General features: G+C 73.3%; 19 protein-coding genes. 8 read left to right on the forward strand and 11 right to left on the reverse strand.

Annotation, left to right across the window (positions count from 1 at the left end; all coding sequences use genetic code 11):
* Positions 1-3: 3 nt before the first annotated feature.
* Both OG218_RS18765 and OG218_RS18770 read left to right on the forward strand, forming a co-directional pair.
* A complete protein-coding gene (locus tag OG218_RS18765) occupies positions 4-891 on the forward strand; it encodes a carbohydrate ABC transporter permease (protein ID WP_380162222.1) in 888 nt (295 codons plus the stop codon).
* Complete coding sequence (locus OG218_RS18770) at positions 888-1,850, forward strand: N-acetylglucosamine kinase (RefSeq protein ID WP_328294739.1); 963 nt, start codon at positions 888-890, stop codon at positions 1,848-1,850. The genes OG218_RS18765 and OG218_RS18770 overlap by 4 nt, the downstream gene beginning before the upstream one ends.
* Here OG218_RS18770 and OG218_RS18775 read toward each other — a convergent pair.
* On the reverse strand, positions 1,828-2,430 hold the full coding sequence (locus OG218_RS18775) for a LysE/ArgO family amino acid transporter (RefSeq protein WP_328294740.1): 603 nt from the start codon (positions 2,428-2,430) through the stop codon (positions 1,828-1,830). The two genes, OG218_RS18770 and OG218_RS18775, sit on opposite strands and share 23 nt — an antisense overlap.
* Before the next feature lie 71 nt (positions 2,431-2,501).
* Here OG218_RS18775 and OG218_RS18780 point away from each other — a divergent pair, with 71 nt between their 5' ends.
* A complete protein-coding gene (locus OG218_RS18780; protein ID WP_328294741.1) occupies positions 2,502-3,356 on the forward strand; it encodes a LysR family transcriptional regulator ArgP in 855 nt (284 codons plus the stop codon).
* Between the two features lie 26 nt (positions 3,357-3,382).
* Entirely contained in the window at positions 3,383-3,865 is a 483-nt protein-coding gene (locus OG218_RS18785; protein WP_328294742.1) for a DUF427 domain-containing protein, read from the forward strand.
* Between the two features lie 20 nt (positions 3,866-3,885).
* Here OG218_RS18785 and OG218_RS18790 read toward each other — a convergent pair whose 3' ends face one another.
* The 7 genes from OG218_RS18790 to OG218_RS18820 form a co-directional block, all read right to left on the reverse strand.
* Positions 3,886-5,154 carry a cation:proton antiporter gene (locus OG218_RS18790; protein ID WP_328294743.1) on the reverse strand — a complete coding sequence of 423 codons (1,269 nt, stop codon included), beginning with the start codon at positions 5,152-5,154 and terminating at the stop codon, positions 3,886-3,888.
* A gap of 5 nt (positions 5,155-5,159) precedes the next feature.
* Entirely contained in the window at positions 5,160-5,426 is a 267-nt protein-coding gene (locus OG218_RS18795; RefSeq protein ID WP_328294744.1) for a GlsB/YeaQ/YmgE family stress response membrane protein, read from the reverse strand.
* A gap of 189 nt (positions 5,427-5,615) precedes the next feature.
* A complete protein-coding gene (locus OG218_RS18800; protein ID WP_328294745.1) occupies positions 5,616-6,236 on the reverse strand; it encodes an L-threonylcarbamoyladenylate synthase in 621 nt (206 codons plus the stop codon).
* Positions 6,237-6,320: 84 nt separating this feature from the next.
* Positions 6,321-7,019 carry a GNAT family N-acetyltransferase gene (locus OG218_RS18805; RefSeq protein ID WP_328294746.1) on the reverse strand — a complete coding sequence of 233 codons (699 nt, stop codon included), beginning with the start codon at positions 7,017-7,019 and terminating at the stop codon, positions 6,321-6,323.
* Positions 7,016-7,480 carry a hypothetical protein gene (locus OG218_RS18810; protein WP_328294747.1) on the reverse strand — a complete coding sequence of 155 codons (465 nt, stop codon included), beginning with the start codon at positions 7,478-7,480 and terminating at the stop codon, positions 7,016-7,018. The genes OG218_RS18805 and OG218_RS18810 overlap by 4 nt, the downstream gene beginning before the upstream one ends.
* A complete protein-coding gene (locus OG218_RS18815; protein WP_328294748.1) occupies positions 7,477-9,459 on the reverse strand; it encodes a primary-amine oxidase in 1,983 nt (660 codons plus the stop codon). Before OG218_RS18815 ends, OG218_RS18810 begins: the two co-directional genes overlap by 4 nt.
* Positions 9,456-10,967, reverse strand: a complete 1,512-nt coding sequence (locus OG218_RS18820; protein ID WP_328294749.1) for an APC family permease — start codon at positions 10,965-10,967, stop codon at positions 9,456-9,458. The genes OG218_RS18815 and OG218_RS18820 overlap by 4 nt, the downstream gene beginning before the upstream one ends.
* A 223-nt stretch (positions 10,968-11,190) precedes the next feature.
* On the opposite strand from OG218_RS18820, the gene OG218_RS18825 reads away from it, so the two are divergent.
* Positions 11,191-12,621, forward strand: coding sequence for an APC family permease (locus tag OG218_RS18825; RefSeq protein ID WP_328294750.1), 1,431 nt, complete (start codon positions 11,191-11,193; stop codon positions 12,619-12,621).
* Positions 12,618-13,244, forward strand: a complete 627-nt coding sequence (locus OG218_RS18830; protein WP_328294751.1) for a helix-turn-helix domain-containing protein — start codon at positions 12,618-12,620, stop codon at positions 13,242-13,244. Before OG218_RS18825 ends, OG218_RS18830 begins: the two co-directional genes overlap by 4 nt.
* A gap of 9 nt (positions 13,245-13,253) precedes the next feature.
* Here the strand turns inward: OG218_RS18830 and OG218_RS18835 are convergent, their stop codons facing one another.
* From OG218_RS18835 to OG218_RS18845, 3 genes are read right to left on the reverse strand one after another with little or no spacing between them, the layout of a single operon-like run.
* On the reverse strand, positions 13,254-14,183 hold the full coding sequence (locus tag OG218_RS18835) for an NAD-dependent epimerase/dehydratase family protein (RefSeq protein WP_328294752.1): 930 nt from the start codon (positions 14,181-14,183) through the stop codon (positions 13,254-13,256).
* Between the two features lie 9 nt (positions 14,184-14,192).
* Complete coding sequence (locus tag OG218_RS18840) at positions 14,193-15,860, reverse strand: dihydroxyacetone kinase subunit DhaK (protein WP_328294753.1); 1,668 nt, start codon at positions 15,858-15,860, stop codon at positions 14,193-14,195.
* Positions 15,857-17,275, reverse strand: coding sequence for an aldehyde dehydrogenase (NADP(+)) (locus OG218_RS18845; protein ID WP_328294754.1), 1,419 nt, complete (start codon positions 17,273-17,275; stop codon positions 15,857-15,859). The genes OG218_RS18840 and OG218_RS18845 overlap by 4 nt, the downstream gene beginning before the upstream one ends.
* A gap of 121 nt (positions 17,276-17,396) precedes the next feature.
* On the opposite strand from OG218_RS18845, the gene OG218_RS18850 reads away from it, so the two are divergent.
* Together OG218_RS18850 and sucC are read left to right on the forward strand one after the other, a co-directional pair.
* Complete coding sequence (locus tag OG218_RS18850; RefSeq protein WP_328294755.1) at positions 17,397-17,909, forward strand: hypothetical protein; 513 nt, start codon at positions 17,397-17,399, stop codon at positions 17,907-17,909.
* A 392-nt stretch (positions 17,910-18,301) separates the two neighbouring features.
* Entirely contained in the window at positions 18,302-19,474 is a 1,173-nt protein-coding gene (gene sucC, locus OG218_RS18855) for an ADP-forming succinate--CoA ligase subunit beta (protein ID WP_328294756.1), read from the forward strand.
* Positions 19,475-19,476 lie beyond the last annotated feature (2 nt).

Genomic DNA, 19,476 nt, shown 5'->3' on the forward strand with positions numbered 1-19,476 from the left:
GGGGTGACGCAGCGCCCGCGGGTCCAGCCGGCGCCCACGGCCCGACCGGTCCGCGGGACGGGGCGCGGGGAGCGCGCCGTCGCCGTCAGCTCGCACACCGTGCTGGGGATCTGGTCCCTGCTCGTCCTGGTACCGCTGCTCTGGACCATCGTCTCCAGCTTCAAGACGACGAACGAGATCTTCGCGTCACCGTTCTCGCTGCCGCAGGAGTGGCAGTTCCAGAACTACGTCAACGCCTGGCGGACCGCGGGTATCGGGACCTACTTCCTGAACTCCGTGATCGTGGTGTCGTGCGCGCTGGTGCTGACCATGGTCATGGGGTCCATGTCGGCCTACGTGCTGGCCCGGTTCCAGTTCCGCGGCCGCACGCTGATCCGCTACCTGGTCGTCGCGGGTCTCACCTTCCCGGTGTTCCTCGCGGTCGTCCCGTTGTTCTTCATCCTGCGCCAGCTGGGTGTCCTCAACACCCTGCCTGGTTTGATCATCAGCTATGCCACCTACGCCTACCCGTTCACGGTGTTCTTCCTCACCAGCTTCTTCGAGGAGCTCCCCGGCGAGATCGCCGAGGCGGCCTCCATCGACGGGGCGAGCGAGTGGCGCACGTTCTTCCAGGTCATGCTCCCGATGGCCGGGCCCGGCATGGCGTCGGTCGCGATCCTCAACTTCGTCGGGCTCTGGAACCAGTACCTGCTGCCGGTGGTGCTGAACTCGGACCGGCAGAACTACGTCCTCACCCAGGGGATGGCGTCCTTCGCCTCCGCGGCGGGCTACGACGTGGACTTCGGCGCCTTGTTCGCCGGGGCGGTCACGACCATCGTGCCGGTGCTGGTCGTCTACCTGATCTTCCAGCGACGGTTGCAGGGGGCCGCGTCCGCGGGCGGGCTCAAGTGACGCGGTTCCTGCTCGCGCTCGATGCCGGTGGCAGTTCGACCCGCGCCCTCGTCGCCACCCTCGACGGACGTCCCTGCGGGCGGGCGGTGGCAGGGCCGGGGAACCCGACCGCCGTCGGCGCTGCCGCCGCGCTGGCGGCGGTGCGCAGCGCCGCTTCGTCGGCTCTCGCGCAGGCGGGGCCCGGGGAGGTCGTGTCGGCGGTGCTGGCCGCGGCGGGTTCCGAGCGCGTGGTGGCGTTCGAGGACCTGCGGCGGGTCCTCGACCTGGCGCCGCACGCGCGGTTCCGCCGGGCCTCCGACCTGCTCGCGATGTACTACTCCGCGGCCGTCGAGGACTCCGGGGCGGGCCTGATCGCCGGGACGGGTTCCGTCGCGGCGCGGGTCGTCGACGGGGACCTCGGCCGCGTCGTCGGCGGCAACGGCTGGCTGCTGGGGGACGCCGGGTCGGGGTTCTGGATCGGGCGGCGGGTGGCCCGGGCCGTCGCCGCCGCCCTCGACGGCACCGGACCCGCGACGGAACTACTCGGCGCGACGTTGGAGACGTTCGGGCTCGACGACGACCGCCGCCCGCGCGAGGGGCGCCCGTACGTGCTCGGCGAACTCGTGGACCTCGTCTACGCCCAGGACCCCGTCGGCCTGGCCCGCCTCGCCCCGGTCTGCTTCGCGGCCGCCGGGGCGGGGGACCGGGTGGCGGCGGGGATCGTGTCGGGCGCGCAGGGCGAACTGGCCACGCTGCTCGACGCCGTCGCCGGGCCGGGACCCCTCGTCGTCGGCGGCAGCGTCTGGCGGTTGGGCATCGAGCGCACCGGCCGGTCGGAGGCGTTGCAGCGTGCGCTGGCCGGGCGGCAGGTCGCCGGCGCCGACGACGGGCTGCTGGGCGCCGCCGTCCTCGCGCTGCGCGAACTCGGGCACCCCCCGACGCGTTTGCGTGAGCAGCTCACGGCGCTCGCAGCAGGCTGACCGCGAGGACCGTCATGATCAGCGCCACCCCGAGGTCCAGTACCCGCCAGGCGGCGGGACGGGCGAAGAGCGGTCGCAGCAGTCTCGCCCCGTGACCCAGGACGGTGAACCACACCAGGCTCGCGAGCATCGCGCCGGCGGCGAACCACCAGCGCGCCCCGCCGTGGGTGGCGGCGACCGACCCGAGCAGGACCACCGTGTCGAGGTAGACGTGCGGGTTCAGCCAGGTGAGGGCGGCGGTCGTGGCGAGCACGGTGCTGAGGCGCGCAGGTTCCCCCGTGGTGTCGGCGCGCAGGGCGCCGGGGCGCCAGGCCCGGCGCAGCGCGAAGGCGGCGTAGGCGAAGAGGAACGCCGCGCCGACCCACCGCACGACCTGGAGGACGTCGGGGGAGCGGGTGAGGAGGGCCCCGGCGCCGCCGACGCCCGCGGCGATGAGGACGACGTCGCTGGCTACGCAGACCGCGACGACCGCCCCGACGTGCTCCCCGCGGATCCCCTGTTTGATCACGAGGGTGTTCTGGGCGCCGATGGCGACGATGAGGGAGAGGCCGAAGAGGGTTCCGGCCAGGAACGTGAGCACCCTCCGACGCTAGAGAGCCGAGCCCGACGACTCCAGCTCAGGATCCTTCACCGGCATTAGCATCGCTGTTCGTGGACCTCGACCTCGGACAGCTGCGGGCGCTGGCGGCGGCCGTCGCCGAGGGCACGTTCGAAGCCGCCGCCCGTGCGCTGCACGTGACCCCCTCGGCCGTGAGCCAGCGGATCCGGGCGCTGGAGTCCTCGGCCGGCCGGGTGCTGCTCGTGCGCTCGAAACCCGTCGTCCCGACCGTGGCCGGCCGGACGGTGCTGCGGCTGGCGCGCGAGGTCGAACTGCTCGCCGCGGACGCGGGACGCGAACTCGGCGAGGCGTCCGGGATGCCCGTGCTGCCCGTCGCGGTCAACGCGGACTCGCTCGCGACCTGGTTCCTCGCGGCCATCGCCCCGCTGGCGGGGGACTTCTGCTTCGACCTGCGCCGCGAGGACCAGGAACGCACCAGCGAACTGCTGCGCGACGGCAGCGTCGTCGCGGCCGTCACCGCGCAGGCCGAAGCGGTCGCGGGGTGCTCGGTCACCCGCCTCGGGTCCGTGCACTACCAACCCTGCGCGTCGGTGGACTTCGCCCGCCGGTGGTTCCCCGGCGGGGTCGACCGGGACGCGCTGGCGCGGGCGCCCGTGGTGGTCTTCGACCGCGACGACGACCTGCAGGACGACTGGTTGCGCGGGTTCGGGTACCCCCTCCCGCCCCGTCACCACGTCCCGGCGACGGCGGACTTCGGCGAGGCCGTCCGGCGGGGCTTCGGCTGGGGGATGCTGCTCCCGGCGCAGATCGGGGCCGCCGGGGCGGGGGAGCTCGTCGACCTCGCGCCCGGCGGCGGGGTCGACGTCGTCCTGCACTGGCAGCGGTGGAAAATCCGCTCCCCGTCGCTGGACCGGCTCGGCGACGCCGTCCTCGCTGCCTGGCGCTGATCCCGTCCCGGCCGCACGCTGTGCGGGTGAGCGAATCCTGCTGGGCCTACCCCCGTCCGCCGCGCCTGGAAGTCGCGACGCGACGGGTGCGGATCCACGACCCCGAGGGTCGGCTCCTCGTCGACGTGGCTCCCGAGGAGGGGCGAGCGTGGCGGGTCCTGGAGACCTCGCACCCGCCGACGTACTACGTCGCACGGGACGCGGTGCCCGCCGACGCGATCGCCCCCGGGGACGGCAGGTCGTGGTGCGAGTGGAAGGGGCAGGCGTCCTACGTGGACCTGCTCGGCGCGGACGGGCAGGTGCTGCGACCCCGCGCCGCCTGGACCTACCCGCGGCCGACCCCGGGTTTCGAGGCCCTGACCGGCGCGCTGGCGTTCTACCCCTCCGGGGTGCGCTGCCTGCTCGACGACGAGGAGGTGCTGGCGCAGGAGGGCGACTTCTACGGCGGGTGGATCAGCTCCGAGGTGACGGGCCCCTTCAAGGGCGCACCGGGCACCATGGGCTGGTGATCGAGTGATCGGGTGACCCGTCAGAGGTGGGTGCCCGCGACGTCCCCGCGGTGGTCGGTGGGGGCGTGGCGGAACCTCGCCGCGTCGAGCCTGCGCACGATCGGGCCGGCCGTGAGGCCGTGGACGAAGACCGACAGGGCGATGGTGAAACCGACTGCGGCCCAGAGCTCCTCGCCGGGGAACTCGCCCTCCCCGAGGGCGTAGGCGAGGTAGAACAACGAGCCGATGCCGCGGACCCCGAAGCTCCCGATGACCCAGCGCTCGCGGGGTCCGCCGGCGGTGCGGGCCAGGCTGAGATACCCCACGACGGGGCGGATCACGACGATGAGCAGCACGCCGACCAGGGCCAGGCGCCACGTGAGGGCAGCCAGCAACCCGTCGGTGAGGGCCGCCCCGAGCAGCAGCAGCAGCCACGACGTGAGCATCCGCTCGATCTGCTCGACGAACTCGTGCGCCACCTTGTGCGCCCCGTGGGCCCGTTCGGCGGAGCGGATGGTGCAGGCGGCCACGAAGACCGCGACGAAGCCGTAGCCGTGGACGAGTTCGGTGACCCCGTAGGCCAGGAAGGTCACGGCGAGCGCGGTGAACCCCTCGGCGTTGTCGGCCAGGCGCAGCGACGGGAGCGGGGAGTGAAAGAACAGCCGCCCCAGGACCCAGCCGATGAGCAGGCCGGAGGCCACGCCGACGACGCCGCGGAGGGCGACGTCCTCGAGGAACCAGTCGCGCAGCGCCACGACGGACAGTCCCGTGCCCGCGAGGACGACGGCGAGGTGCACGATCGGGAAGGCCGCACCGTCGTTCAGGCCGGCCTCGCTGGTCAGGGCGAAGCGGACCTCGTCCTCGGTGTTGTCCTCGTCGGCGGGTTCCCCGACCTGGACGTCACTGGCGAGGACGGGGTCGGTGGGGGCGAGGGCCGCGCCCAGCAGCAGGGCCGCGGCCATCGGCAGACCGGCCAGCCACCCCGCCCACGCGACGGCCGCGATCGTCAGCGGCATCGCCACGGCGAGGAGCCGCCAGGTGGACGCCCAACGGCGCCACCCGACGGCTCGGTCGAGAGCGAGACCCGCCCCCATCAACGAGATGATCACGACCAGCTCGGTGACGTGCTGGGTGGCCTCGCGGTGCTTCAGCGGGTCGACCGACGGCAACCCCGGGACGAGGCCCAGCAGGACCCCGGCCCCGAGGAAGGCCATCGGCAGGTTGACCGGGAGCCGGTCCACCACCCGCGGCAGCAGGGCCGCAACGAGGGCACTGGCCCCCGCGAGGGTGAAGAGGACCGGCGACAGCACCTGGGTCAGCGACGACGGCCGCGGAGCGACCCGACGATCGAGACGCCGATGGCCGCGATGACCACCTGGAAGATCAGTTCGATCCAGTCGAAGCCCTTGGTGTCGGCCACGCCGGTGCCGCGGGCGATGGCGGTGCCGATCAGGGCGGCGACGATACCGACGACGATCGTCAGCAGGATCGAGATGTTCTGGCGGCCGGGCAGGACCAGGCGCGCGAGCGCTCCGATGATGAGCCCGACGACGATGGCCGTGATGATGCCGGTGATGGTCATGTGTTCCTCCAAGATCAGTTCAGCCCACGGGATGCTGTGGACCCGACGCGGAAACGGTCTTCGCTTCCGCGGCGCGGCCGAACCGTGTCACGAATTGGCCGTGATCGCCCGCCGGACCGGCGTTCGTTCCACCTGGGACACACTCGGTCACGAGCCGAACACAGCTGAAGGGAGCAGTGGGAAGCGCCCTCAGGAGAAGCGGTCGGGGTCGCCGGCTCCGACCCGGACGACCTCGGGATATCCCTCCGACCAGTCCACGACGGTCGTCGGCGACGTCCCGCACTCACCGGCGTCGACCACCGCGTCGACGACGTGGTCGAGTTCCTCCTTGATCGTCCAGCCGTCGGTCAGGGGTTCCTCGTGGCCGGGCAGCAGCAGGGTGCTGGAGAGCAGGGGTTCGCCGAGTTCCGTGAGCAGCGCCCGCACGAACCGGTGGTCCGGGATCCGGACGCCCACGGTCTTCTTCTTGGGGTGCGCGAACCGCCGGGGGACCTCCTTGGTCGCCGGCAGGATGAACGTGTACGGGTTCGGCGTCGCGGCCTTGATGGCGCGGAACTGCGCGTTGTCGAGGTGCACGAACTGCCCGAGCTGGGCGAAGTCCGAGCAGATCAGCGTGAAGTGGTGCTTGTCGTCCAGCTGCCGGATGCGACGGATGCGGTCGGCGCCGGTGTGGCTGTCGAGGCGGCAACCCAGCGCGTAGCAGGAGTCCGTCGGGTAGGCGATGAGGCCGTCCTCCCGCAGCACCGCCGCGAGTTGCGCGATCGACCGGGGTTGCGGGTTCTCGGGGTGGACCTCCACGAAACGCGCCATGACCCGACTCTAGAGGAGTGCGGTCCGGGTCACCGCCGTGCCGTGGTGGACACGGGCCTGCACCCACCGCCGCCTCCCGCTCGTTCAGGGAGCGGGCGTCCCGGGGGTGCGGACGGTGGCGAAGTCGAGCGTCCGTCGCAGGGCGAAACCCAGGCTCTCGTAGAGCCGGATCGCGCCGGTGTTGTGCGCGGCGGCGTGCAGGAAGGGGAGCTCGCCGCGGTCGCGGACGCCCTGGGCGACGGCCCGGACCAGCGACGTCGCCAGCCCGCGGCCGCGGGCGCTCGGATCGGTGCAGACGGCGCTGATCTCGGTCGCCCCGGTGGGGTGCAGGCGTTCGCCGGCCAGGGCCAGCAGCCGGCCGTCCTCCCGGATCCCGAGGTAGCGGCCCAGCAGTCGGGTCCGCCGCCCGAACGGGCCGGGTTGCGTGCGCGAGACCAGGTCGAGCATGTCGTCGACGTCCTGGTCGCCCAGTTCCACGGCGTGCGGCGAGGGTTCGGTCCGCAGCGCGTCGGTCGCCACCAGCTGCACGCCCGGGAGGCGGGCCGTCACCGTGAAACCCTCCGGCGGCGTCACGGCCAGGGCGGGGACGAGGAGCAGGACGCCCGGACCGGCGACGTCGGCGAGGTCGTGCCAGCCCCGGGGGTCGCCCTGGTCGGCGACCCCGGAGAAGGGGGACACGTCCACCGGGAACCGCCGGCCGTCGCCCGTCCCCTCGGCGAGGTGGGCGTGGGTCGTCGCCAACGACGACCAGACGGGGTTGTCGAGGGGGTGGTGCTGCGTCACCCAAGCATCGTTCCACGCCCCCGCAGGAGGTGGGGCCGGCCGGTCAGGAGGTGGAGGCACGTCGCGACCTGGGCCAGCGTGAGGACCGACACCAGCGCGAGCAGGACGGGCGAGTGCCAGGGATCGGCGAGGGTCGTGGTGTGGCCGGCGTGCCCGCGGAGGGAGAGGACCGACGCGGAGCCGCCGGCGGGGGTCACCAGCAGGGCCGCGTGGGTCAGCAGCACCACCGTGCCGACAGCGGCGACCAGGGCCCACGTCCGGGGGGACGGGCTGCGCCACAGGTGGCCCGCGCACGGCAGGCAGACCAGCGACATCACCAGCAGCACCCCCGCCAGGGGGAGGGAGGCTCCCGCGTGGGCGATCGCCAGCGGCACGTGCAGGACCGCTGCGACCACCCCGGTCACCGCGACCCACCGGGAGGCGTGGGCCTCCCGGTGGGTCGCGGAGCGTGGACGGTTCACGAGGTGCAGCATCCCCCTCCGCCCGACCCGTGGGAGGGCTTCGCCACCGGCACGCCGAGCGCGGGGTTGCGGTCGAAGAACCCGACCGGCTTCAGGGTGAACCCCGCGTAGTCGACCGGCATGATCGGCCAGTCCTCCGGGCGGGGGAAGTGCGTCAACCCGAACGTGTGCCACAGGACCAGGTCCTGGCCGTCGAGGTCGCGGTCACCCGCGACGAACGCGGGCAACCCGGCCCCGCCCGGGTTCTGGTTCACCAGGTCCCCCGCCGGGTAGCGCTCCTCCGGGTCGTACTGCGTCACCCACAGGTGCTTCGTGCCGAACGTCGCCCGGTCGTGGACCGAACTCGTCTCGTCGGCCAGCAGCAGCGGCTGGTGCTCGGGGTGCAGGGCGTAGCCGGTGGGCTGTCCCAGCGCGTTCTTCCGCTCGGTGTTCAGCACGTGCCACACCCGGCCCGCGGCGCCGTTGGCCTCGCGCTGGGCGTGGGCCTCGCTCGTCAGCCGGGTCGCCTTGCGGGCGAACGCGTTGCCGTAGGGGTTCCCCTCGCCGCGGGGGACCCGCACCGCGTCGACCTCCTCGACGGCGTTCGCGAGGCCGTCGACCATCATGTCGAGCCGGGCCGAGAAGAGGTGCTGGTGGAACGGTGCGGCCAGACCGGGGGCGATCTCGGTGGAGAACTCCAACCCCTCCTCGGGGTAGGCGGCGGTGAACACGACCCCGGTGGCCTTGGCCTCGAGCTCGATGGTGCCGTCGAGGTAGAGGTACCAGTAGAACCCGTAGTCGTAGTTCCCGATGGTGGTGAAGAAGGAGATCACCAACCGGCGCTGACGGCGGGTCTCGTTCATGCCGTTGAACATGTCGGAGTGCTTCCAGAGCACCCCGTAGTCCTCCTCGTGCAGGCAGATCGCGTTCTGCACGTCCTTCGGGTGACCGGTCTCGTCGGCCATCACGGCGTCGAAGTAGTGGATCTCGCCGAGGCAGTCGCAGCCCAGCGCGAGGGAGTTCACGAACCGGCCGAAGAGGTACTCGCCGGTGTCGAAGTAGTTCTGCCAGAACCGCACCGGCGACGGGTCGGCGTAGGGCACGACCATCTCCGCGATCGAGGCCCGGTACACCACGTCGCGACGGGCCTCCGGGTCCGGTCCGGTGACGTCGGCGACGGAGAGCTGGTGCAGGGTCAGCCCCTCCCGCGGGTCGAAACCGACCCGGACCTTCCAGCCCTGCCAGGTGACGACGTCGCCGTCGACGGAGAAGCTCGGACCCTCGGGTTGGGTGATCGAGATGGGTTTGAGGTCGGTGCGTTCCGGCTGGGCGTGCGGGGCCTCGTTCCAGTTCCCCGTCTGCTGCGGGACGGTGAACCGCTGGTGGTCCAGGACGTGCAGGACCTTCTGGGCGGAGAGGTCGACGTAGGCGACGACCCCGTCGACGGGGTGCGCCCAGGGCAGCGCCTGCGCGTCCGGCTGCTGGAACGCGAACACCCGCATGATGCGGGAGGCGCCCGGGTCGGTCGCGGGGATGTCGTCGTAGTGACCGGCCGAGAGCGGGACGGTCACGACGTCGGAGACGGTGAGGCCACGGGCGGCGAGGGCGGCGACCCAGCGTTCGTCGACCGCGACGATCGGGTCGATCGCCGCGAACTCCTCCTCGAGGATCGGGACGTGTCCCTGCGTCGGGCCGTCGACGGTGTGGTCGGAGAGGACCCGGTGCTCCGACAGCGAGATCCGCACGTCGCGCCCGACGCCGGTCGCGGTGTCCAGCAGCAGCGCTCGGACGGTCCGCGAGATCGGGTCGCCGGGGGAGAACGCGAGGACCTCGGCCTTGGGGGGTTCCAGCAGCCCGAGGTAGGCGAACCGCGTCGTCGGGGTCAGGGTGTCGGCCAGCAGTTCGCGGGTCGCGTCGATCTCGCCCGCGCTCAGGCGGTCGAGGGGGTGGTCCGGACCCGAGGTCAGCGAGAGGTCGGTGGGGGTGTCGAGCAGGCTCATGCGTGGTCCTCCGTGGCGGACGTGGAACGGATCTGCGCGGGCACCTCGGCACCCGCGTCGAGGGCGGCTTCGAACTCGGAGACGGCCATCGGGTCGGCGCTGGGTTTGAGCGCTCCGACGAGCGGGCCCACGAGGTAGGAGGCGATCGTCAGGACGAGGAAGACGGCGCCGACGGTCCACCCGCCGACGAGCAACCCGAAGTTCGTCGCCGTGAGGTAGGCGGTGAAACCGAGCCCCACGACCCCGACGGCCGGGGCGACCCTGGTGTTCCAGACGCGGTTGTCGACGCGGTTGCGCGCGAAGAACACCAGGACGGCGACGCAGGTCAGCAGCATCAGCAGGATGAACCCGAGCGTCGCGACGCCCGACATCCACGTGTAGACCTGCAGGATCGGGTCCAGGCCGGCCGCGACGAAGACCGCGACGAGGACGACCGAGGCCCCCGTCTGCAGCAGCGAGGCGACGTGCGGGGAGTGGTGGCGGTGGTGGCTGCGCCCCCACGAGCGCGGCAGGACGCCCGTGTTGGCCATGGAGAACACGTAGCGGTTGATGACGTTGTGGAAGGACAGCACGCAGGCGAAGAGGCTGGTCAGCAGCAGCGCCTGGACCACGTCGCCGGCGACCCTACCCACGTAGTCGGTCGCGGTCCGCACGACCATGCCCTCGGGGTCGCTGCCCGCCTCCGCGACCGCCCCCTGGTCGCCCCAGGCCGAGACGATCGACCACGCGGACAGCGTGTAGAAGACCCCGATGAGGGCCAGCGAGGCGTAGGTCGCGCGGGGGATGGTCTTGTCGGGGTCGCGCGCCTCGTCGCGGAAGACCGCGGTGCACTCGAACCCGATGAACCCGGCGAGGGCGAACATCAGGCCGATGCCGGGGGCGCCGGACGCGATCCCGGACGGGGTGATCGACGCGGTCGAGAAACCCTCGTCCCCGCCGCCGGAGAGGACGACGCCCGCGTCGACCACGAGGACGATCCCGATCTCCGCGACGAGCAGGACGCCGAGGACCTTGCTGGAGAGGTCGATGTGGCGGAACCCGAGCAACCCGACGACGGCGATCGAGAGACCCGCCCACACCCACCAGGGGAGGTCGGGCCCGCCGAGGTCGTCGTGCACGACCCCACCCAGCGCCGCACCGAGGTAGCCGTACACCGCGGCCTGGATGGTCTGGTAGGTCAGCAGGGCGAGGAACGAACCGCCGAGGCCGTGCAGCCGGCCGAGGCCGGCGCCGATGTAGGTGTAGAACGCACCGGCGTTCGGGACGTAGCGGGTCATCGCCACGAAACCCACGGCGAAGAAGAACAGGATGACCGCGCCGATCGCGTACATCGCGGGGTACCCGGCGCCGTTGCCGATGCTGATGCCGATCGGGACGCTGCCGCCGACGACGGTCAGCGGGGCCGCCGCCGCGACGACCATGAAGACGATCGAGCCGACGCCGAGCTTCCCGCTCAGCCGACGTTCCTCGACCGGGGGCGCAACGGTGCTGTTCGTCGTGGACGCCATGACGCTCCTCAGGAGGGCCTGCGGGCGGTCGGCCGACCGCCCGCACCGATCCTCGCGGGCTCCGGTTTCCACGACGTTGCCCGCGTGTGACGAGGGGTTCCACCGATCGGGACGGGATCTCGCCCGCCGTCCCGTTCGCCGCGCACGAGGCGAAACACCCGCGCAACACCGACGAAACACGGGCCGGGCACGGTGCCCTCGTGAGGTCCTCGTGACGGTACCGGTGCTGCGTCCCACCTCCCCGGTCACCGGGTTGCGCCGTCGACGCCTCGGCCCGCTCGAGGTGCTCGCGCAGTCCGTCGCAGCCACCGCACCCGCCGCCGCGATGGCCACCTCGCCGGGGCAGGCGTTCGCCCTCGCCGGTGCCCCGCCCTCGGCCCTGGCCTACCTCGCGGCCACCGTCGTCGTGCTCCTCGTGAGTTCCTCCGTCGGGCAGTTCAGCCGGCGGATGGTCGCCCCGGGTTCGCTGTACTCCTTCACCGCCAAGGGGCTCGGCGGGACGGCGGCCACCATCGCGGGAGGTGCCCTCGTCGTGGGGTACGGGTTCCTCGTCGCGGGGGCGTTGACGGGGGCGGCGACCTCCGGCGTCGCGCTCATGGAGAAGGTGGCGCCCGGGGTTTCCGGACCGGTTCCCGTCGTTCTCACGATCACGCTGCTCGGAGTTCTCGTCGCGGGTTTCTCGGTCCGGGGGGCGGGGGTCTCGGCCCGGCTGGGACTGGCCCTGGAGGTCGTCTCGATCTCGATCGTCGTCGTGGTCCTGGGGATCGCACTCGCCGCGGCGTTCTCCCGGTACGGCGTCCCGCACCCCTCCGTCGTCCTCGACGGCGGGGGACACCCGTTCGGTCCCGGCGGACAGGGTCTGCTGCTGGCGGTCACGGCCTTCGTCGGTTTCGAGAGCGCCGGGTCGCTGGCCAGCGAGAGCCGTCGACCGCTCTCCGTCGTGCCCCGGGTGGTCCGCTGGACCGCGCTGACCTCCGGCCTGCTCTACGTCCTCGCCGCCGCCGCGCAGGCCGTCGTCTTCGCGGGCACCCCGGGGCTCGGCGGGGTACCGCTCCCGCTGGCCGCCGCAGTGTCGGTGCTCGCCGACCCGACGCTCGCCGCCGTCCTCGAACTCGGGATCCTCGCCTCCTTCGTCGGGTGCGCCTCCGGGTCGCTCACCGCCCTGGTGCGACTCGTGTTCACGATGAGCCGCGAAGGGGTCGTCCCCCGTGCGCTCGGGCGCACGGGACCGCGCGGGACCCCTGCCCTCGCCGTGGTCGTCGCGACGGCCCTCGCCGTGGCGGTCCCCGCAGGGGTCCTGCTGCTCGGGGTCTCCCCGGCCGACACGCTGCGGGGTCTGCTCGTCGTCGGCACCTGCGGCTACGTCGGCGGCTACGTCCTGGTCTGCCTCGCGGCACCGTTCTTCCTGCACCGCATCGGGGAACTGACCGCGCCGCCGGTGGTGGTCGCCGTCGTCGCCTCGCTCGCGCTGGTCGCGGTCCTCGGGGCCTGCACGGCGTGGGCCGTGTCCGCCGGGGGCGGGTGGGTGCTCACCGCGTCCGCGCTGCTGGGCCTCGGCGTCGTGCGGGCCGTCGTGCTGCGGGTGCGGCGGCCGTCGCTGGTCGCCGGGATCGGCCTCTACGACGAGACCGTCCGGCGGGACGTGCTGTCGTGAGCGACCTCACCGGACGCCAGCCGAAGGCGATCACCTCGGCCGTGCACCTGCTCGAGGCCGTCGCCCACGCCGGACCGGGGGTCAGCGCCGCGGAACTGGCCGCGGCGACCGGGATCCCCCGGGCGACGGCCTACCGGCTGCTGAACCTCCTGGTGGCCGAGGAACTGCTCGTCCGGATGCCCGACCTCTCGGGCTTCGCCCTGGGAGCGCGGGTCGGCGCGCTCGTCGACGCGGCCGCCCCGGTCGCTCTGGTGAGCGCCGTCCGCGAGGAACTCCGTCACCTGCGCAGCGGGGTCCGGGCGGCCGTGCACCTGCTCGTCGTCCGCGGCGGCCTCGTCCGGGTGGCCGACGCCGACCCCGACGTGGGCCTGCCCGTCGGCCACGGCGGTCCCGCCCCGCTCGGGTCGGCCGTGGCCGAGGTCCTCGCCGGCTGCGCCGAGTGCCGGTACGACGACGACCCCGTCCGCGGGCTCACGGCGCTCGCCGTCGCGGTGCGCAACCCCGACGACGAACTCGTCGCCGTCCTGCTCGCGACCTGCCCGACGACCGCGACGATCGGGGTCGCCGGCTACGCCTCGCGCCTGCACGGGGTCGCGAAGGCGCTCGGACCGCTGCTGGGTTGAGACCGGGGCTCAGCCGGGCAGCAGACCCATCGCCTCCACCGCCGAGCGGGCCGTCTCCAGCGAGCTGAACCCGGGGGAGTAGCCGAGGAGGCGCCGGGCCTTCCCGGTGCTGGCGGAGTGGCTGCGGGACAGGTGCTCCCAGCTCGCGTCGGCGTGCTCGCCGTAGGCCCCGCGGAACTCCTCCCAGCTCACGAACCGCAGGTTCGCGCTCCGGCCCCACCACCCCGCGGCGGCCTCGGCGAAACCGCGCGCCGTCAGCGCCCGGTCGGAGACGACGTGGAAGCTCTCACCGACGGCGGCCTCCGGGTTCGCCACGGCGAGCTCGAACCCCTGGGCCACGTCGTCGGCGTGGACGTGGTGCATGGTCTCCAGCCCGAGTCCGGGGACGAGGAGTTCCCCGCCGCTCGACAGCTGCTCCCACACGGCGGGGTCGAGGTTGCCCAGCGGGGTGATGACGGGCCAGCCCGGGCCGCTGATGTGGCCGGGGTGCAGGACGGTGCTCCGCAGCCCGCCGGAACGGGTCTCGGCGAGCAGCAGTTCCTCGATCGCGTTCTTCTGCGTCCCGTACTCCCCGAACGGCTCGCGGGGGTCGTCCTCGCGCAACGGCGAGAACGCCGCCCGGCCGTGGACCCAGATCGTGCCGCAGTGGGCCAGGAACGCGCCGGTCGGGCGCAACGCCTCGACCAGCCGGCGCGCGGAGTCCGGGGTGAAGCAGACCAGGTCGACGACGGCGTCGGGTCGCAGGTCCACGAGGTCCGCGCCGAAGGTGTCGGCGTCGCGGTCGAGGACGACCCGGTCGACCTGTTCCCAGGCCGGGTCGGGGTGGTAGGGCTCGCGGGTTCCGCGGGTCACCGCGCTCACCCGGTGCCCGGCCCGCACCAGGCGCGGGACGAGGTAGCTGCCGATGTGGCCGGTGGCCCCGGTGACGACGACGTGCACGGTTGCTCCTCAGGTCCAGGGGTTGACGAGTGCGGCCGCGTCGACCGTCGGGTCGATGACCTCGACGAGCGCGGCGAGCACGATCGCGACCCCGACGGCGCCGGGGTCGGGGGTTCCGAGGGCACGTTCGCCCAGGTAGCTCGCGCGGCCCCGGCGGGGCAGCAGGTCGGCCGTCGCGGCCGCCCCCTCCACCGCGGCCCGCAGCAGGTCCGCGGCGTCACCGCTCGAGTTCGCGGCCGCGTGCAGGGTGTCCGCCATCGTCCGGTCGCCCGGGCGGGCACCACCGACGCGCTGCACGGCCTCGAGCGCGGAACGCAGCCCGGCGCGCACGGCGTCCACGCCCGAACCGTCGGTCAGCGCGGTGCGCAGGTTCTGGAAGAGCAACCCGTAGAGCGGGCCGCTGGAACCCCCGACGTGGTCGAGGAACGCCTGCTCCACCGCGCGCAGCCCCGGTTGCGGTTCGTCCTCGGCCACGCGCGAGGCGAGGGCCGTGCGGGTCCCGCCGTCGAGGTTGTCGCCGAAGTCGCCGTCGCCGGTGACCTGGTCCAGGCGGGTCAGTTCGGGTTTCGCCGCGCTCACGAGACGGCCGAGCGCGGTGAGGAACGGGTCGTCGCGGACCTCGCGTCCACCGGTGTCGGCCTGCGCCGCCGCCGCGACCACGGTGCCCACGGGTTCGGTGCTGGGCAGCGCGGGGGTGGCCGTGGGGGCGGCCAGGTGCTCGACCCACCCGGGTTCCAGGGCCGTCAGGGTGATCGAGAAACCCCGCATGTCCAGGGCCGCCACGTAGGTCCCGGCCAGTGCCGCCGCCAGCGTGAGACCCCGCTCGTCCAGTCCCCGCGCCACCCGGTCCAGCACCGAGTAGACCTCCAGCCCGGTCGCGGCGCCGAGACCGTTCACCAGGACCGCGTACCCGGTGGGGGTGGCGGGGACCGCGGCGAGGAGTTCCTGCAGCATGCGGTCCACGACCTCCTCGCTGCCGGGCCGGTCGATGGTGGAGACCGCCCGTTCGCCGTGGATCCCGACCCCGTACTCCAACTGCCCGGCGGGCAGGTCGAACGCGGGTCCGGTCCCGCCGGGAGCGGTGTGCGCCCGGGAGGCGACGGCGAGGCTGCGGGAGGCCGCGACGACGCGGCGGCCGAGGTCGGCGAGGTCGGCGAGCGACGCCCCGGAATCGGCCGCGGCGGCGAGGACCTTCTCGACGAGGACCGTCGCCCCGGTTCCCCGCCGGCCGGTCTCCGCCGCCTCGTTCTCGGTCGCGAGGTCGTCGTCGACGAGGACCGTCTCGACGTCGATCCCCTCGGCGCGCAGTCGTTCCGCGGCGATGCGGAAGTTGATGACGTCCCCGGTGTAGTTCTTCACGACCAGCAGGACACCGCCGGGCAGGGCGGCCGCGCGGGCACCGGCGAAGATCTGCTGGTTGTGCGGGGAGGCGAACACCTGACCGGGGATCGCGGCGTCCAACCCGCCCCGGCCCACGAAACCCGTGTGCAGCGGTTCGTGGCCCGAACCCCCGCCCGAGACGAGCGCCACCCGACGGGTCGGTGCGGGGTCGGCGGCGACCACGTAGGCCGGGTCGAGGCTGACCCGGACGGTGGCGCCGTGGGCGCGGGCGAAACCGGCGAGCGCCGAGGCGATCGGGTCGTCGCCGGTGCTGAACTGGTCGGGGCGGGTGCTCACGGGTTCCTCCGGTCCTCGGTCTGTTCCCCGTCGCGCAGCTGCGCGGGGAGGGCGGCGGTGGGAACCCCCTGGAAGGCCACGGGACGCTGCCACCGCTCGATCGCGGCCGTACCCACCGACGTCGACAACGGCGCGGTCGTGGCGGGGTAGGGACCGCCGTGCTGCTGGGCGGCGGCGACGGTGACGCCGGTCGGCCAGTCGTTCCAGACCACCCGGCCGACGTGGTCGGCGAGGACCAGGGCCACCTCGGCGGCGAGCTGGTCGTCGTCCGCGGCGTGCACGGACCCCGTGAGCTGGCCGGGGAAGACGTCGAGGACCTGCAGGAGTTCCTCCGGCGAGGAGTACCCGACGACGAGGCCGGCGGGGCCGAACGCCTCGATGTCGAGGACGTGGGGGTTCTCGAGGACCTCCGCCGCCGAGGTGGTGAGGACCTCGGCCCGGACGCCTTCGGCGCTGGGCTCGCCCTGCAGGGCCGTGCCGACCCCGGGCTGGGAGCGCAGTTCGTCCGTGCTGCGGGCGAAACCCTCGACGATGGCGGGGTTGAGCATCGGGCCGGGGACCGGGAGTTCGACCGCGGCGGTGAAGGCGTCGACGTCGGGGACCAGGACGACGCCGGGGTTGGTGCAGAACTGCCCGGCACCCAGGGTGAGCGAACCCGCCCACCCCTGCGCGATGTCGGCGGGCCGTTGCGCCCAGGCCGACGGGGTGACGACGACGGGGTTGACGCTGCCGAGTTCGCCGTAGAAGGGGATGGGGTCGGGCCGGGAGGTCGCGATGTCGAACAACGCCCGCCCGCCGCGCAGCGACCCGGTAAAACCCGCAGCCTTGACGCGCGGGTCGCGCAACGCCGCGACGGAGGCGTCGACCCCCTCGACGAGGGCGAAGGAACCGTCCGGGGCACCGGCCGCCCGCAGGGCCCCGACGACGAGGTCCGCCGTGCGGCGGGACAGCTCGGGGTGACCGGGGTGCACCTTCACGACGACGGGACAACCCGCCGCGAACGCCGAGGCGGAGTCGCCGCCGAAGACGCTGAACGCGAACGGGAAGTTGCTGGCGGCGAAGACGAGGACGGGACCGATCGGCACGACCGTCCGCCGGATGTCGGGACGCGGGCCCATGCCCCAGTCCGGGTCGGCGTGGTCGACGGTGGCGGGGACGAGCGAGCCGTCGCGCAGGCCGGAGGCGAAGAGCCGGGCCTGGAAGGCGGTGCGGGTCAGTTCCCCGTTCAGCCGGGGTTGCGGCAGGTGCGACTCGGCGGCGGCGAGCGCCACCAGTTCGGTCCGGGCGTCCTCCAGGGCCCGGGCGACGGCGTCGAGCGCGTCGGCGCGCCAGGCGGGGGTGGTGCGGGCCAGCGGACGTCGTGCGGCGGCGGCGGTGGCGAGCACGGTTTCGAGGTCGGCAGCTGTGGTGTCCATGGTGTCGCCATCCTGGCGCGGTCGTCGGAGCGCCGCGAACGGGGTCCGTAGCCGACACGGTCGCGGCGACACCGCGCTGGACGACGTGGTGCACTGCCCGCCGACGGGAAGGGGTACCGACGTGGACGACGTCGTCGAACTGGAACTGGTCGTCGAGGCGCCTGCGGGCTGGGTCGCGATCAACCTCGACGAGGACTTCGACGCCCGGGAGTACGCCCTGGCCGTCCACCGCTTCCTCGCGGAGGACCTCGAACTCGCCGGGGAGACCGTGGACCGCGCCGCGGTCGACGCCGCCGCAGCGCCGCTCGCCGCCGTCACCCGCTGGGCCCGCGACCTCATCCGCGACCGGGGCGGGGTGGCCTTCGCCCACGTGGGCCACCCCGAGGACCCGACCCCGGTGTGGCTCGACGTCCTGGCCCGGCCCGAGGACGACTTCACGGCCTGGGCCGAGGAACGGTTCGGCGTCGGGATCCCCGGCGTCGACCCGCGCGCCGACGTCCGCGAGGTCGTGCTGCCCGCGGGGCCGGCGCTGCGGGTCCGCTCCGTCGTCGTCCCGCAGGAGGGGGAGTCCCCGGTCACCGAGGGGGTCGACGTGCTGGTGCGCCCGACGGGGTCCCCGGCCGGGTGGTGCTGAGCTCCACCTGGATCGCCCTCGCCCACGGGAACCAGCTCGCCACGCTCGTCGACGAGTTCGCGGGCACGGTCCGGGTGCGGGTCGTCCCGCCGGGCGAGCACCGGGAGTGACCCTGCGGCTCGGGCCGTGGCCCTCGTCGGCTTCTCGCTCCTGTGGCTGCCCCGCCGCCCGCGCGACGGCGTCGGGGGCGTCCGCGTCCTGCCCGGCGGAGGTTGATCACCGCTGTGACGGGGGTCTCCCGCCCTGGTCGCGAGCGCTGCCGGCCCCGGGGCTAGGGTGCTGAACGCCCGGTGCCGGCCGACGAAGGACGCCCGACCAGTGACCCTGGAGAGGTGCCCGTCCGGCACGTCAGTTCAACTTCCGACCGAAGACGAGGAAGACGGAGAACACTGGTGGACCTCTTCGAGTACCAGGCGCGCGACCTCTTCGCGGCGCACGGCGTACCCGTGCTGGACGGCAAGGTCGCCACCACCCCCGAGGAGGCCCGGGCGGCCGCCGAGGCGATGGGTGGCGGCACGGTCGTGGTGAAGGCGCAGGTGAAGGTCGGCGGCCGCGGCAAGGCCGGCGGCGTCAAGCTCGCCCACAGCCCCGAGGAGACGGCCGAGAAGGCCGGCGAGATCCTCGGGATGGACATCAAGGGACACACCGTCCACCAGGTGATGATCGCCGAGGGCGCGAAGATCGCCGAGGAGTTCTACTTCTCGGTGCTGCTCGACCGCTCCAACCGCACCTACCTGGCGATGGCCAGCGTCGAGGGCGGCGTGGAGATCGAGCAGCTCGCGGTGGAGCGCCCCGAGGCGCTGGCCCGGGTCGCCGTCGACGCGCTGACCGGCATCGACGCCGCGAAGGCCGCCGAGATCGCGGAGGCCGCCGGGTTCCCGGAGGAGCTGCGGGAGAAGGTCGCCGACGTGTTCGTGAAGCTCTGGGCGGTCTTCACCGCCGAGGACGCCACGCTCGTCGAGGTGAACCCGCTGGTGCGCACCGAGTCCGGCGACATCGTCGCCCTCGACGGCAAGGTGACGCTGGACGAGAACGCCGACTTCCGCCACCCCGCCCACCTCGAACTGGTCGACGCCGCCGCGGCGGACCCGTTGGAGGCCAAGGCGAAGGCGCTCAACCTCAACTACGTCAAGCTCGACGGTGCGGTCGGCATCATCGGCAACGGCGCCGGGCTGGTCATGTCGACCCTCGACGTCGTCGCCTACGCGGGGGAGAAGCACGGCGGGGTGAAGCCGGCGAACTTCCTCGACATCGGCGGCGGTGCCTCCGCCCAGGTCATGGCCAACGGCCTCGACGTCATCCTCAACGACACGCAGGTCAAGAGCGTGTTCGTCAACGTCTTCGGCGGCATCACGGCCTGCGACGAGGTCGCCAAGGGCATCGTCTCGGCGCTGGGGATCCTCGGCGACGAGGCCACCAAACCCCTCGTCGTCCGCCTCGACGGCAACAACGTCGAGGAGGGGCGCCGCATCCTCGCGGAGGCGGCCCACCCCCTCGTGACGGTCGTGGACACGATGGACGGTGCGGCCGACAAGGCCGCCGAGCTGGCGAACGTGGGGGCCTGAAC

It is taken from the genome of Kineococcus sp. NBC_00420, assembly GCF_036021035.1.
Classification (GTDB): Bacteria; Actinomycetota; Actinomycetes; order Actinomycetales; family Kineococcaceae; genus Kineococcus.

Excerpts from the sequence above, each read along its gene's own strand:
- OG218_RS18800 (WP_328294745.1), bottom strand. The coding sequence starts at position 6,236 with ATGGCGCGTTTCGTGGAGGTCCACCCCGAGAACCCGCAACCCCGGTCG.
- OG218_RS18845 (WP_328294754.1), bottom strand. The coding sequence starts at position 17,275 with ATGGACACCACAGCTGCCGACCTCGAAACCGTGCTCGCCACCGCCGCC.
- OG218_RS18820 (WP_328294749.1), bottom strand. The coding sequence starts at position 10,967 with ATGGCGTCCACGACGAACAGCACCGTTGCGCCCCCGGTCGAGGAACGT.
- OG218_RS18795 (WP_328294744.1), bottom strand. The coding sequence starts at position 5,426 with ATGACCATCACCGGCATCATCACGGCCATCGTCGTCGGGCTCATCATC.
- OG218_RS18815 (WP_328294748.1), bottom strand. The coding sequence starts at position 9,459 with ATGAGCCTGCTCGACACCCCCACCGACCTCTCGCTGACCTCGGGTCCG.